The following is a 15,268-nucleotide window of genomic DNA, read 5'->3' as shown; positions in this document are numbered from 1 at the left end:
AAGGGTTCAATTCAAGGGCCATACGTCAACCTAATGGTTTATATACGAAACACCGTCTCAGTTTTGAGATATTCGATCGCCAGGATCAGGCCGTCAAGTGCAGAAATCTCTGACGGAAGATCGGAACACGGATTGACAGGCGCGGAAATATTGTTCGCATATGAGACAACGATCTAAATCTGGAACATGCTGACGTGGCTCAGGACGACTGGCTCGAAGTGGTGATCGGCGCGCGCAGGCGCGTCGCCGACGACATCATCTCCCTGGAGATCCACGCCGCCTCCGGCGATCTGCCTCGGTTCGAGGCCGGCGCCCATGTCGAGGTCGAGGTCGCCCCCGGGTGCATTCGCCACTACTCGCTGCTGAATGATCCGACCGAGACGCACAGATATGTCCTGGGGGTCCTTCGAGACCCCGCGTCGCGAGGCGGATCCTCGGGGATCCACGAGCGCTTCCATGAGGGCGCGACCATCCGGATCGGACGGCCGCGCAACAATTTCGCGCTGCACGCCCCGGCGGAACGGTCCGTGCTCATGGCCGGCGGGATCGGCCTGACCCCCCTCTACGCCATGGCGCACGGGCTGAACCGGGCCGGAGCGCAGTTCAGCCTTCACTACTACGCCCGCAGCCGCGCCCGCGCAGCCTTCGCCGAGGACCTGTCCGCCGAGGCTTTTGCGGACCGTGTCTCCCTCCACCTTGACGACGCGCCGTCGCGCCTGCCGTTCGAAGCGGCGCTCGGTCCGGCGCAGCATGGAACGCACCTCTACATCTGTGGGCCGAGCGGCTTCATCGACGGCGTGCTGGCTGCAGCGAAATCGCTCGGCTGGTCCGACACGAACATCCACCTTGAACATTTCGGCGCCGCCGTGGACGTAGCGGGCGACGTCTTCCAGGTCGAGGCGCGGCGCAGCGGCGTGATCGTAGAGGTGCGCCCTGGCAACACCATCGCCCAGGCCCTCAAAGCCGGCGGCGTCGACGTCCCGCTCTCGTGCGAACAGGGGGTCTGCGGCACCTGCATCACCCCCATTCTCGAAGGCGTAGCCGACCACCGCGACATGTTTCTCAGCGAGGAGGAGCACGCGGCCGGCGAGGAAATGGCCATCTGCTGTTCGCGGTCGAAGACCCCGAAGCTGATCCTCGACCTCTGACCCATCTCCAGGACGAACCCATGACCGCGACGCCCGCCCCGTCACCCGCCCTGCCAGGGGCCCCGACGCCCCGCCAAGCCTGGTGGGTGCTCTTTGCAGCCGTGCTCGGCATGGCCTTCAGTCCGGGCCCGGTCATCTTCGGATCGCTGGGCCTGTTCGCGCCGCATCTGATCGAGGCCTATGGCTGGGGACGCGGCGAGATCATGCTGAGTCTGACCTTCTTCAACGTCGCGGGCGTCGTCGCGTCGCCGGCGGTCGGATGGCTGCTGGACCAGTTCGGGGTGCGTCGCGTCCTTCTGCCTTCGATCCTCGCGTTGGTCGCAGGCTTTCTGGTCATCGCCGGCGTCGTCTCGACCCTCCCGGCCTTCTACGCCGCCGCCTTCGTCTGGGGCGCCCTGACCGTCGGCGCCCAGAGCATCAGCTACGCCAAGCTGGTCGCCGGATGGTTCGATCGACGGCGGGGTTTCGCGATCGGCGTCGTCGCGGCCGGCCTGGGCCTGGGCTACAGCATCGTGCCCATTCTGGTGTCGCAATTGCTTGGAAGCCTGGACTGGCGCGCCGCCATGACCGCCCTGGGCCTATCCATCGTCGCCGTGTCCTTTCTCGCCAACCTGATCCTGGCCCGCCCCAATCCGAGGGATATGCCCGGGGTCGCGACCGCCGGCCCTGGCCTGACAGTCCAACAGGCGCGTGCGACCCGCGAGTTCTGGCTCATGGCGGGGGCCATTCTTCTCGGCTCCACGGCGCTGACGGGCGTGGTGCCGCATATGTCCCTCTTCGCCATGGATCGAGGCTTCGACGTCGGTTCCGCCGCCCTCGTCGCCTCCGCCTATGGAGTGTCGACCATCGTGGGTCGGGTCCTGGTCGGCGCCTTGGCGGACAGATTCTTCGTGCCGCGTGTGGCCCTCTCCTTCTTCGCGATCTCCGCGATCGGCTTCGTGATCGCGGGCGCGTTCGGGCTTGAGGCTTCGCTGCCGATCCTTCTCCTGATCGCCGTCACCATCGGTCTCGGCTTCGGGGCCGAAAGTGACATCATCGCCCTGTTCATCGTCTATTATTTCGGCCGCCGGGCCTTCGGCGCCGTTTACGGCTACCTACTGGCTGTTTTCCTGGTCGGCGCCTCCATCGGTCCCGCCCTCTTCGGCTTCGGCCGCGACGCCGCCGGCAACTATGTCGTCCCAATGTTCGCCGCGGCAGGAACCATGGCGGCGGCGTGTCTGCTGCTCGCCGCCCTGCCGCGTCGAACGCCGGCGGCGACGGACACGACGGACGCCATCCACGCGGGAGCCGTCGGATGAGCTCCGCCTCGCTCACGCGGCGCGGGGCCCTGGCGGCCGGAATTTGGGCAGGCCTGTCGGGATTCGCCCCTTCGGCCGAAAAACCCGCCCCCTTGGTCTATCTACTGCCCGCCCCCAAGGAGGCTGTCGCCCTTGCGCCGTTCGCGCTCGCCGAAAGCCTGGGCTTCTACCGCAACGCCGGCCTGGACGTCGCTTTCGAACGACGCGCCGGCGGCCTGGAGGTCGGCAAGGCTCTTGCGCGCGGCGAAGGCGATCTGGGCGGGGCCAGCGGCGACACGGCGGTTGTGCTGCGGGACCAGGGGCTTCCGATAAAGGGCGTGGCCTTGCTGGGGCGGCGCTCCTTCCTTACCGTAATGACCCGTCGGGACGCCGCTGTTTCGCTGACAGATTTGAGCGGACGCACCTTCGGCGTGCCTTCTTTCGCCGATGTCTCCTACTATGGCCTGGAGCATCTCATAAAATCCAGCGGAATTGCAGCCGAGGCCGTCGCCGTTCGCGCGGCGGCGCCGGAGGCGCTCTGGACCGCCCTGGGCGCCGGCGAGTTCGACGGCGTCGTCGGCACCGTCGATTGGGGTGTTCGCGCCGAGCGTTCGGGGACGGCGCTTGATTACCTGCCCCTCGACGCCGTCTTCCCTGGAGCCATGGCCCAGGCGGTCCTGGCTTCGGAACACGCCATTGGCTCCCGTCCAGACCAGATACGCGCCTTCAACGCCGCCACCCTGCGCGCCATTCGCCTGATCCTTGATCGGCCCGATGACGCCGCAGCTCAGCACCGGATCACTGTTCCGGCGTCCGACCTCACGATGGCCGAAACTGCGCGAATCTTCACGCTCTTCGGCAGACACGTCTACGGCAGCGCCGTTCGCCTGGGACATTTTCAAGAGGCCAAGCTTGATAATATCGCCGATGTTTATGTCCAGCGCGGACTGATTTCGTCGCGCCGCCCCGCCATGGAATATTACCAGCGCGATCTGATCGGCTAGGTGGTCCGGCAGCCCGGTAAAATGGAGCTTGAGAAGCGCCGACAGATACACCTGCAAAGACGATCGCAACTGGAGCGTGGGAAGCGGACAGTCCGAACCGGCGCTTTAAGTCATGAACGGCGACTGCTCGCGAAGTCTCAGAAGCGCCAGAACCGGACATCGGTGCCAGCGCCGAAAGGAGACTCTCAGCGAAGGCTTGGCGGGCTCCTCACGTGATGACAAGTTCCGCTGATGATGACCTTACAGACCCTCAATTTGCTCGTCGGGTTAGGCGGATTGACCCAGTCGGCCCACGTGGACGAGCGAGTGATCCCCGCGGCATTCCATGGTGAATGGAACGAGCGCGTGGAGGACTGCGGAACAGGGAATAACGACAGTCGTCTCCGGATCAGCGCTAGCGAAGTGCGCTTCTACGAAAGCGGCGGAAGAGTCCGCGGCGCGTTTCTCCACGGCCCGTACGAACTCATCATCGTTCTCGATATGAGCGGCGAAGGCCAAACGTGGATGGCGAGCCACCACTTCATCCTCGCGAGCGATGGCTCCTACCTGTCGAGCAAATCAGACGACGGCTCTCTCTTCACACGCTACCGATGCCCGACCGGTTGATGGATCAGCGCAAATGCCGCTGAGCGCCATGAGCGGACTTTCGTGTCAGGGCGGTAAGCAGTCCGGCAGACCTGGCGTGAATTCACGTCGCGACGGCGCGCCCTCGAAATTCGCGCTTGAATGCGTCGAAAAAGCTTCTCAATATCGCTGAATTATAACTCAGGATTGTGAATGCAGCCTCGAACGGACAAGAAGCGTCGTCGCGACTTCATGTCGACCTTTTCCCTCGAGGGCGACCCGCTCGTAGCACCTGACCGGAAGTTGGGGGCCGCAGGCCTCCAGGCCGCGATCGACGATCAGGGAGAGCCGGTCCTCATCAAATACTGGCTCCGACAAACGTCGGCCAACGACAGTGAGCTCCGGGAGATCTGGACCCACGAGATCCGGCAGCTTCACCGACTGGCGGGCTACCCGGGCGCGGCGGAAGTGATCGCCGACTTGGTCCGAAGCGACACGGACTCCCGGGGCTACTATCTGGTGTTCAACCCGGGCAGCCGCCGTCCGCTGGAAACCCTGCTGGCGCGCGCCCACGCGGGCCATTGGCTTAAGCAGCCCCGGGTCGCCCGTCACCGCGCGCGGCTGTGGCGCAACCTCAAGCGCATCGCCACCGGGCTCGAGCTCCTCCATGCTCAGGGCCTGCTCCACCGGAACCTGGACGCGTGGTCGGTGCTGACGGGGAGCGACGATGACGAGGACTTCCAGCTCACGGGCTTCGAATGGTCCATGCGCATCGTCAGCGCCGCGGGCTCAGGGCGGGGCAAGCGTCCGCACAAGGCCGCCATCTTCGATTCCTTCGATCGGGACTGGGCCATGTTCGGAGGGTTGACCGCACGGCTCTGCGGAGCCGATGTGACACGACTGGCGGACAAGTCGATCGGGCCATCCGATGTCTCGACCCACCTGCACCCCGACGAGATCCGCTTCCTGCGGAGTCTCCTGGACATCGACCCTTTCGCGCGCATCGACGGCGAGACGATCAACCGCTCGATTGACGAGATTCTGGACACGCTCTCTGCGGAGATCGCGGGTCGCGAGCCGAAGCTCCATGTGGTCTTCAGCCTAGGCGAACGCGGCAAGCTTTCGGACGCCATTCGCCGGGCCAGCGGCGGCCTTGTCGACGCGAAGAACGTCTCGGGCCAACTTGATTGGATTGCCGATGACCTCACAGACGGCCCTGTCCTTCTCGGCATCCGCGGTCATGACGACCCGACCCACATCCGGCTCGTCATCCAGGGTCGCAATCTTCTGTATCGGCTCAGACCTTTTGCGCCGCCAAAGGATCGCGAGAATCCGACCTGGGATTTCGCCTTCTGCGACATGGTCGACGCCAAGCCCCCCACGACCGCTGCGCTGATCCGATCCTTGCCCCTCGCCGAAGACGGCATTGAGATCATGCCCACGGCGGAGGCCGGGGAACGGCTGGGCCGCCTCCGTGGAAAGCTGACGAGCTGGTCCGGCCTCTTGCGCGAGTTCCAGGCTGAGGCTGTCGAAACCCCGCCCGAAGAAGCCTTCCGGCTAGGCCTGGTGCTCACCCAGTTCCTCGAAGTCCTTCAAGGCGCCTGCGACATTTTCCCGGTGGAGATCGAAGCCGTTGCACCGGATCAAAGCGGCGAGACCAGGTTCGCCGTGAAGCTCCGGAAAGATCCGGACCGCGACGAGCTTTGCAAGATCTTCGGCTGGAAATCCCAGGCCAGTCGATTGCGCGACCGCCTGTTCGGTCGGGCTCCGGTGGAGAACGGCGTCTGGCAGCTGTCGGACTCGGCGCAGGTCGGAGACAAGGGGACCGACGCCAGCGAGTGCCGTTACGCCGGCGAGCTGGACACGGACGACGGCGAGGTCTTCCTCTTCCGCGGCCAGAGCACCATCCTGCGCGAAGGCTATCTGACGCCAGGCGCCTCGGTCGGGCGTGATGCGGTGTTCAGGCGCAGATTGAAAGCGCTGGGCGCCCTGAAGGAGCACCGGGAACTCCTTCTGATGCTGACGGACCCGCGCCAGCGCGTCCTGGACAGTCAGGACGCCCTCTCGGAAGATGACGCCTTCAACCTGCTGGACGAACCGAAGCAGAAGGCCCTGGCGGAAATCGTCGGTACCCTGCCCTTCTACCTCGTTCAGGGCCCGCCGGGCGTCGGCAAGACGCGGCTGGTGAGCGAACTTGTCCGTCGCCGCTTTACCGATGACCCCACCAGCCGGATCCTTCTGACCGCGCAGAGCAACGCGGCCGTGGACCACCTCATGACCGAGGTCACCCCGGCCCTAGCCGCTGCCGAAGGTGAGCAGCCGCTGGTGATTCGCTGCACGCGCCGCGAGACTCGCGAACGCCCGCATCCGCTTGAGATCAGGCCCCAGTCGAGCCAACTCCTGTCCGACCTGGCCGCCAGCCCTCTCGCGCAAGACGCGCCCCCACGCCTTCAGCAACGGCTCCGATCGCTGGCGTCCGCCGGCGATGCCGCAAGGCCGAAAGGCCGCCAGGCCGGATGGTCGGCCGATACGGACCGACGCGCCTTCGAAAGTATCGTCATGAGGGCCGCGAACATCGTCTTCGCCACGACCAACTCCGGCGAGCTTGAGAAGCTGATCGACGAGAAGGGGCAGTGCGACTGGGCCATTGTGGAGGAAGCCGGCAAGGCCACGGGGGGCGAGCTGGTATCTCCCAGCCTGCTGTCGCACCGGCGGCTGATGATCGGTGACCATCTGCAGCTGCCCCCGTTCGGGTCGGAACAGATGCAAAAGCTGCTCCAGTCGCCGTCCGAGGTCCGCAAAGCCCTCACGCTCGGACGAGGACTTGTCGGTCGAGCGCTGAGGGGGGCGGATACAGACGAGGATCTCGACGAGATTGATGACGCGGATTTCGACCTGGCGGCGCTCTGTGGTCACGCCACGCGATCCTATCTCCTGTTCCAGACGCTGTTCGAGGCCGAAGTCGCCCATCAGGGCCGTGCGCCCGGCCGCGGCATTGCCCGGCGGCTGTCGGCGCAACATCGCATGCATCCCAGGATCGCCGACCTTGTCTCCACCGGCTTCTATAAGGACCTCACGACCCATCCGAGCGCCGAGGAACGGTTCGGGCGTGAGCGCTCCCCCTTCCGCCATCGCGACAACAGCTTCCCGGACCTGCCCATCGTCGTCGTCGACATGCCCTATGTTCAGGTCGGCGGATCAGCGGGCGAGGAAACGCCGCAGTTCCACAACAGCGCGGAACGCGCGGTCATTGCGAGGATCCTTGACGGCCTGGACGCCGAACCCGGGTCCAGAGCCCCGACGCTCGCGGTTCTGGCGCCCTATCGCGAACAGGTCACACGCCTCCAGGATGCGTTGGACGGCAGGCTGGTCTCCCAACTCGTCTCTCGCGGGTTTGTCTCGCCGCAGAAGGACGGCCGCTTCACCGGCACCGTCGACTCTTTCCAGGGCAATGAGGCGGACATCGTCCTTGTCTCGCTTGTCCGAAACAACGCTCACACCCACCCGCGAACCGCGCTCGGCTTCCTGACCGAAAAGCGTCGCATGAACGTCCTGCTCAGCCGGGCCCGATGGCAACTCGTCCTGGTCACCAGCCTGGCTTTCCTGGACGCCGTGCTGGCGGCTCCCCAGCGCGACAAGGACGCGGTCGACCTGGACCATCTGCAGAGGGTCAGGGACTACCTCGACGACGGGATCAACCGAGGCTTCATCGCAAGGGTCGATGGCGGTCAGTCGCGGGGGCAGTCGTGAGCGCCGTCCTCGTCGCCGTGCCGGTGCTACGGGGCAAACGGCGTTTCCACATCGACAAGGGGCGCCCATGGTCCGCGGTCGAGCACCTCGTGCTCGTCGCATTGGCCGCGCACACCCTGACCGCGTCGGATCTGGCCCAGCAGAGCCGACTGCCGCGTCGCGTCGTGATCGAGATCCTCATACGGCTGATGCGCGTCGGCTGGGTGGAAGTGTCCCACGATCGGGGCGGCATTCGCTTCCAGGCCAGCCGGGCGGGTAGCGCGGCCAGCGAATTGAACGATCTGCCGGCCGCGCCCAAGCGGATTACGCGGTGGATGTCCTTCCTTGTCGATCAGGTGACGGGCGCGGTGTTCCGAAGCCGGGATCTGCAGATCGTGCACCGCAATGACCTTGCCGGCAGGGAGAATACCGACCGCCTGGTGTGGATCTCGCCCCGCGATGTCAGCCGGGCCGACGACATCCGAACCGTGGCCGATGTCCTGCTCGAAGAGGACGAGCACCTCGCGTTCGTCGAAACGGGTGGCGAGCGCCTGGCCGAACGCTTCGCCCTGGTCGCCGTGCGTGACGGTGTCATCGAGAGATCGCTACGCCTTCCTGAGGACCTCAAGCGGGCGGTCCTTGAAGCCGCAGCCAAGGCGCCCCCCACGGCCGACGGACACCAGGCGCCGCACCATGCGGTCGGTGACAACATTCCGCGACGCAGCTGGTTCAGCCAGAAGAGGCGTCCGGCGGCCATCGCCTCCGAAGACGTGATCCTGGGCGGCGCAAACCATCTGAACCCGTTGACGGACATCATCAGGAAGTCTCGCCGATACCTCGTCATTCACTCCTGCTTCATCCGTCCCAAGGAGTTCGCGGCGCTCAGGGATCTCTTGCTGGAGGCCGCCCGACGCGATGTGAAGGTGGAGGTCCTCTGGGGGGCCGATCCGGATCGGTCCGAGGAGGACTCGACCGCCCAGACCGTTGTCGCCCTGCGCAAGGATCCTGAGATCCAGAAGCTGCCGAACTTCCGGATCCATCCGTTCTCAACGCTTTCGCATGGCAAGTTCGTCATTGCGGATGACGCGACGACGGGGCGCTTCGTCGCGGCGCTTGGGTCCTGCAACTGGTTGTCGAGCCGGTTCGACAGCATTGATGTCTCACTCAAGATCCGCGATCCCCTGCTGATATCGGACCTGACCTATCTCCTGGCCGAACTGGTCAAGGGCGCTGGCGGGTCGTGGACGGCGCTCGCACGCAACTTCGCCGCCCTGGCGAGCCATATCAGCCAGATCAGCGCGCCGGCCGTGCAGCGCGCCGAGGCTGAACTCGTGATCGGCCCCACTCACGCCGAGTTCATCCGGCGCGCGCGCGATGAGGCGCAGACGCGGTTTACGGTCGTGAGCCATCGGCTGGGCGAAGTCGCCAACGCCGCGGTGATCGTTCCTGCCGCGGTGGCGGCGAAGAAGCGGAACGTCGAGGTCGACCTCCTGTACGGTCGCGTCACCGGCGCGGTGAACGCAGAACTGGCCGAACGCCTCCGCCGGAGTGCCGGGGCGGACGGCGTCGCCCTCCAGCCGGTCCAGGACCCCCGGCTTCATGCCAAGCTGTTGGCGTGGGATGACTCAGACCTGCTCATAACCAGCCAGAACTGGCTGTCGGGCGATCCCACCTGGGCCAATCCAGGCCAGGAAATCGGCATCCACATCAGCGCGCCCGAGATCGCCCGGGATCTACGCCTCGCGCTGGAAGCGGCGATGCGTCAGGCGTCAATGACAGCGAAAGCGGAGTGACTGACCTCATGAAAACGCCGCTCAGCGTAACGCTCACCGTCCTGGTCATCCTGGCGGCCGTCATGGCCGCCCTGCTGACGCTTGACCTGCCGCTGTTCAATCTTGCCGTGTCGAAATGGTTCGGCACGGAGGTCTACAAGCTGCTGCTTCAGTTCTTTCTGGTGACCGTCATCGGCGGGGGAATCTTCGCCTGGATCACAGCCCGGCGCGACGAGCAGCTGAAGGCTGAGGCGAAAATCGGCCAACTGCAGGCGCTGGATGGCGAACTGGGCGATGCCTATCGCGCGGTGAAGCGCGTCAAACGCAACCTGCGGGCCAGGCTCAGGCGAAAGGACGATGGCTCCGCCGAACTGGACGTCGCCGCCTTTGAAGCGGGGATGGATGAACTGCTGGACGCGCAGATCGCGACCGAGGAAGTCCGGGAACATCTTGCGGTTCGCAGCGACCTGATCGATCGGGCGACCCGCGACCAGATGGCGGCGGCGCTCCGGTACGCATCGCGATACCTGCATGACGTATTCGAGGATCATGAGCGAGGCAGGCTTCGCCGGGCGAGAGGCAGGGTCTTCCTCGACCACGGCGCGCCCGCCCTGTCCGACTTTCTCCTCAGGGACGCTTCGCCGGCGGATTTGAAAGCGCTCCGTGAGCATCTCCGTTCGGACGGTCCGTTGAACCCGCGATTCAAAGCCGTGTCAGAGCTGGAAGCGGCGCTCCGGGACGCCGACCAGCCCCGCCGGTACGGCGCGATCATGACCGAGAGCTTCCGACTGTGCGTCCTTGCCCTCAGAAACGAGCTCTCGACGGCCATGCGACGGGGGCCGCACCAGACCACGCGCTAGTGAGGGTCGCCCCAGAGACCGACCGCTCAGGCGGGAAGATGTCTCGGCAAGTCCACGCGACTGATCGATGCAGACGTTAGTTGCGGCTATGCGCCCGAACCCAGCCTTTGCTCTTCAGAGCTGTCAGGGCGGTTTCGATCTGTCGCGCTGAAAACTGCTTCTTGCACTCGTTCAACAGAGGGACGGCGCGCTTTTTTCGCGAGAACCTCTCACGCTGACGTGGCAGTTACCACTGCGCCACAAGCGGACTTTCTCCTAGGCGCGAAAAGCAGATATCTGAGGCACGGGCCGTCGATGCCCAAGCCTCCCTGCGACTCAGCTACCGCTTCTGACAATCCGTGGTTGCCAGGCCTGCCGCCGCCGCAACCGCACACGCCGTCAGCCCCGCTTGTCGGCGGTCTTGGCAGCGTCGGCCACGGCCTTCACTCGACGCTGGTGAAGCGTGCGAGCCTCGACCTCGAACTCGGGGGGCGCCTGGTCAAGGAAGGCGGCCAGCGATGCCGGGTCCCGGGTCGACCACAGAAACGCTGGATCGATGCATTCGAACACGGTTTCCAGGCGCGCCAGCTTCAGTGGCTTGGTCGAAGCGGCCATCGCCTCCAGATGGGCCATGCCCGCGGCCTCGCGCCGCCGCGCCTTGATGGCGGCTAGCGCCGCCGTCCGGACGGGGGTCGACTGGCTGTCCGCCAGGCCGTCAAGCCAGGGCAGCGGCATGGAGGGAGACATCCATCCCGCCAGCTCGGCGAGCCGGGCGAGCTCCGAGGCCTGGTTGGACTTCAGACCGTCAGCGAAGAGGTCGGCCAGCCGGTCCGGCGCGGCGCCGAGCCGAATGGCTCGGGCCAGCTCCCATCGCTCAGACGGAGGGGCCTTCTGATATCGTTGCAGCAGAAGCTGAAGGCCGATCTCCGGATCGAGCTGCATGATCAGCCCCGCAGCCGCGGGTGACCGCGTCTGGACCAAGTAGCGCCGCGCGGCGAACAAGGCCTCGTCGGGATCGCTCCTGGCCAGGAAGCGAATCGCCGCCGGCGTCGAGGGCCCTCCCCCGATCGGCCGTCGATATGCGTTTCTGAAGACCTCCGTTTGGGAGCGCCGGTCGCCGTCTTCCGCCAGGGCCAGCGTCAGTTCGCCGTCCATGTAAACGCCCCCCGCGTCTCGAAGGTCGCGAAGATAGGCAAGCGCCGCGGCGCGGCTGTCCGGCGCCTCCAGGAGCTCCTGGATCAGAACGGCGCGGCGCGGCGGCGGGCTGGCAGCCGGCGCCGACCGCATCCAGTCCAGGACGACCAGACGCGCCGCTTCGTCGCCGAGGCGCGCGAGATAGGAAGCCGTAAAGACCGCCGCCTCGTCGAACCGGCCCTCGATCGCCTCGCGCAGGACCGGTAGAGACGCGGGGTCATAGATGCCGAACGCGTTGAAGACAGCCACGATCTGCCTGCGGGCTTCCGCCGCCGTCTTAGCGCCCAGCAAGTATGGCCGCAGAATCTGAAGGTCATCCGGGTTTCCAAGGAAGCCAGCCATCTTGGCGGCCAGCTCTACCTCGCCCTCGGTCAGGAGGTCATCGATCCTTGAGCGCAGGCCCGCCGTGTCCCGCCCCGGCCAGCCGCGCATCTGCGCCGCATTGGTGAAAATCGGCGCACCCCGTCTCTGCAACGCCTCCAAGCCTTCGTCGCATCGGTGGATCGCGAGCGCCTGCATACGGATGACGTCGCGATAGGTGTCCGGTTCAGGACCATCGGACGCCTTGAGCAAGGCGTTGCGCACGCCGACGGTCTCCGCCCACTGAGCGGCGCTGAAGCCGTCCTCGCGGGCGAAAGCACTTTGACGCTCAAGCCGGCTCACCGTGAAGGCCTCGAAGCCGGGCCCGTCTATGATCGCCAGAACGCGGGCGCACTCCGCGCCGTCCCGATCTACCAGTCGGCTGTTCCGACCCGCGCCGGCCTGGGCAAGGGCGATCAGCTCATGCTCGAGCCGCGTTCCGGCTCGACGCGCCAGAGCGTCGAACTGCCAGGGATGCACCAGCCGCCCTAGCAGCCGCATCACATGTCCCAACCGGCCCAGTTCAGGCCTCGTCTCGCCCTTGGTCGAGGCATTGTGCGCCGCCAGACGCGCCTCGAACTGGTCGAGTACTTTCTCCAGAGTGGGCGCGTCCATCAGCTCGGGATGATTGAGATAGTGGAGCACGAGGTCGTTCAGGGGATCGTCCCCGTCGTCCGACACGTCGCGAAGCGCCAACGACAGGCCCTCGGGATCGGCGTGAGCCAGTTCGTCCATCCACCAGTCGGAGGCCATCCAGCTGCGCTGCCTGCCGCCCTCGCGAAGCTGTTGAAGCGCGGTCTTCGGCTCCAGCCGGGCCTGGCTCGCCAGTACCCTGTCGAACGTGTGATCGTCGCTCTCGAGGGAGACGCCCGCCAACCAGTCCAGGCTGTCGGTGTCGCCGAAGCGCTGGATCGCCCGGATCATTGCCTTGTTGTCGCCGGTCAGAATCTCCCTTAGCCGAAGCCGCCGCGCCCGCCAGATTTCGACCGCCTGCTCGTCGTCGAGACATTTCTCGTCGTTGAGGATCCACAGCAGATGGTTGAGTTCAAACGGATCCGTAGAAGCATCAAGCCGCGCCGACAGCCACTCGGGCAAGGTCGCAACAGCAGCTTTCGCCGCCTCGAAACTCAGCTCCTTGCGCGTGATCAACCGCCCGATGTCATGGTCCTCCAAGCGATCAGCGAAGGCGCGTTCCCTGACCATGTGGATGTCCCAGATTCGGTCGAGGGCCTGAGGCGTCGGGACGAGACGGGCGGCCCGAAGCGCCAGGGTCTCGGCGGTCGGCGCGGCCAGCAACCGGTCGACGCTGTTCCGTGTCTCCTCCGGACCCCCTGCGGAAATGACCCCAAGCGTCTCCGGCAGGCCGTTGCGCAGATCCCGGCCAAGCTGGTTTTCGTCAGTGCTGATCGCAAGCACTTCGAGCGCAGGCAGCAGGCCTCCCCCGACGGTTCCGAGCTGTGACCAGAACGGCGTAGTCCGCCCCTCGTGGCCTATCCGGGCGAGATGGACCTCGAGGAACTCCGCGATCCAGTTCGGCGCGGCCTCACGCGTGAGCAGCCACACGACGTCCAGGAAGACATAGCCCAGCCGCGATCCAAAGCGCCGGCCGGACGCATCGATCAAGGCCTCCGATCGAGCCAGCCTCTCGTCCAGATCTGCGGGCGTCCAGGTCTGATCTGCGACCCCCTGGCAAAGCCATTCTGCAACGGCCCAGTTCAGCATCCGGTCGGACGCGAAGCCGACATGGTCGTCGTCAACGCGCCGAAGCAGGCCAACCGCCTCTAGCCGGCCCATGGCCGCGTTGTCGAGCCCCCGGTTCAACGCATCCCGGACCGGCCACGGATAGCGTGGGGAGTTTCCCATCAGATCGCCCGCTAGCGCGGTCAGCCCCACCCGGTCGCCGGGATGATCCCTCTGGCCTCGGGCCGAGCGACCCGCCTCATCCCAATAGCGTTTGAAAAGCTCGTATTCCGTCACGCCTATCCAGGCCTGCTGCGCTGGCAGCCCCGCGTAAATCCGGGCGTGAATCGGCTTAAGCAGCAGTTCGAACACGTCGTCGGGCATGGTCTCCAGAGACGCGTCCCGACCGCGCGAGATCAGGAACCTCCTCAGTTCAGCGCTGGTGAAATTCTCCGTCTCGACGACCACGGACGCGGGACGGAGCGCCTGGATGGCCTCAGTGATCCGGGGCTGAGCGCTCACGACCAGCCGGACGCCGTCTTCATCCCAGTCGCAGCGCGCCAACGCCTCGGCTAAGCCGCGGTCCTGGACGTCATCGATGAAGACGGTCAGCCAGACCCCGTCGTTCTCCTGCAGCCTGCCGCGAAGTTTTCTCGCCAGGACCTTCGGGGATGCCGGGGTCTCGTAGGCCTGAGACCAGAGCCGGTCGTTGAGCATCCGCTCAATGTCCTGGAGGGATCTGGCGCCGGACACCACCACCACGACCCGGCTCGCTTCGGATAAGGCCATAGCGCATTGGCATAGCGCCCAGGTCTTGCCCTGGCCGGACTCCCCCGAGAGAATCGTCAGCGCGGCCACCGGCTTCAGCGGCTCGAGGCGCGCCTCGAGCGCCGGGTCATACTGCAGCATGCCGACGTCACGGGTCAGGGCCCGCCGCGTGGTGTGCGGCAGGCTCTGCGCCAGTTCCAGTCGCCGCAGGGCGTCCGGATGGATCATCGCCATCAGTTCGCCGCCCGGGAGGCTTCGGCCTTCGCTGGCGGCCTCGGCGATCCGGCCGATCAGCTCCTTCTGCTTGCCGTCGATGGATTGACCAGGTGCCAGGACAGCTCCGATGATGCGGTCGACCTCCCGAACCGCTTCGGACTTCTGAACCACCTCGATGTCCAAACCGTCCAGAAGCATCTGGAACGCCGGATCCCCGGCCTGCGTCCCGGCCTGGACGGCGAGCCGGCTTTCGAACTGCGCCGGCGTCTGTCGCATCCGCCCCCACATGAACTGCGGCTCCGGGTCGGCCGGCTGACCCGCCCGCCGCCAGGCTAGGTAGGCGTTCAGCCCATCGAGGCCGGTGCCGTTATCCGTCACGAAGCGAAACTTTCTCCCGCCCTCCGGACGGACGGCCTTTAGCAGGTCACGCAGAACCTTGCGGGCCACCTCGCCGGACGACCAGCCGCGCGTATTCGACTTGATCTTGATCTGTTCGACCGACGCCTCGGCGGAGGTACCGGCCACGAGGTCGCCACCGTCTTCCGGCTCGAGCGTGAGTTCGAAACGGCCGGTCACGAGGCTGTCCGGCGTCAGCTGCAGGCCCGCCCGCAGTCCTAGCTGGATGCTGCGGAGGATCTGGTAGAGGAAACCGAGCAGAGCCACGCGGCCGCCCGTGGACGCCGCCTTCTGTCCAGTACCCGCCACCTTCTTGCCCAT

8 protein-coding genes are annotated in these 15,268 nt (G+C 65.9%); 7 read left to right on the top strand and 1 reads right to left on the bottom strand.

Going from position 1 to position 15,268, the window contains the following annotated elements; genetic code table 11:
- Positions 1–194: 194 nt before the first annotated feature.
- The 7 genes from ACVPT3_RS01875 (at position 195) to ACVPT3_RS01845 (ending at position 10,354) form a co-directional block, all read left to right on the top strand.
- On the top strand, positions 195–1,148 hold the full coding sequence (locus ACVPT3_RS01875) for a PDR/VanB family oxidoreductase (protein ID WP_492042526.1): 954 nt from the start codon (positions 195–197) through the stop codon (positions 1,146–1,148).
- Positions 1,149–1,168: 20 nt separating this feature from the next.
- Positions 1,169–2,446 carry an MFS transporter gene (locus ACVPT3_RS01870; RefSeq protein ID WP_492042525.1) on the top strand — a complete coding sequence of 426 codons (1,278 nt, stop codon included), beginning with the start codon at positions 1,169–1,171 and terminating at the stop codon, positions 2,444–2,446.
- Complete coding sequence (locus tag ACVPT3_RS01865; protein WP_492042524.1) at positions 2,443–3,429, top strand: ABC transporter substrate-binding protein; 987 nt, start codon at positions 2,443–2,445, stop codon at positions 3,427–3,429. Before ACVPT3_RS01870 ends, ACVPT3_RS01865 begins: the two co-directional genes overlap by 4 nt.
- Positions 3,430–3,660: 231 nt before the next feature.
- Positions 3,661–4,035 carry a hypothetical protein gene (locus tag ACVPT3_RS01860; protein ID WP_492042523.1) on the top strand — a complete coding sequence of 125 codons (375 nt, stop codon included), beginning with the start codon at positions 3,661–3,663 and terminating at the stop codon, positions 4,033–4,035.
- A 171-nt stretch (positions 4,036–4,206) separates the two neighbouring features.
- Positions 4,207–7,743, top strand: a complete 3,537-nt coding sequence (locus ACVPT3_RS01855) for a DEAD/DEAH box helicase (protein WP_492042522.1) — start codon at positions 4,207–4,209, stop codon at positions 7,741–7,743.
- Positions 7,740–9,515, top strand: a complete 1,776-nt coding sequence (locus tag ACVPT3_RS01850) for a phospholipase D-like domain-containing protein (protein WP_492042521.1) — start codon at positions 7,740–7,742, stop codon at positions 9,513–9,515. The genes ACVPT3_RS01855 and ACVPT3_RS01850 overlap by 4 nt, the downstream gene beginning before the upstream one ends.
- A 62-nt stretch (positions 9,516–9,577) precedes the next feature.
- A complete protein-coding gene (locus tag ACVPT3_RS01845; protein ID WP_492042520.1) occupies positions 9,578–10,354 on the top strand; it encodes a hypothetical protein in 777 nt (258 codons plus the stop codon).
- A gap of 378 nt (positions 10,355–10,732) precedes the next feature.
- Here ACVPT3_RS01845 and ACVPT3_RS01840 read toward each other — a convergent pair whose 3' ends face one another.
- A complete protein-coding gene (locus ACVPT3_RS01840; protein WP_492042519.1) occupies positions 10,733–15,268 on the bottom strand; it encodes a hypothetical protein in 4,536 nt (1,511 codons plus the stop codon).

The organism is Brevundimonas sp. FV1ps31S, from assembly GCF_058681265.1.
Note: the sequence above shows the minus strand (reverse complement) of the source record. Positions and strands in the feature narration are given on the sequence as shown.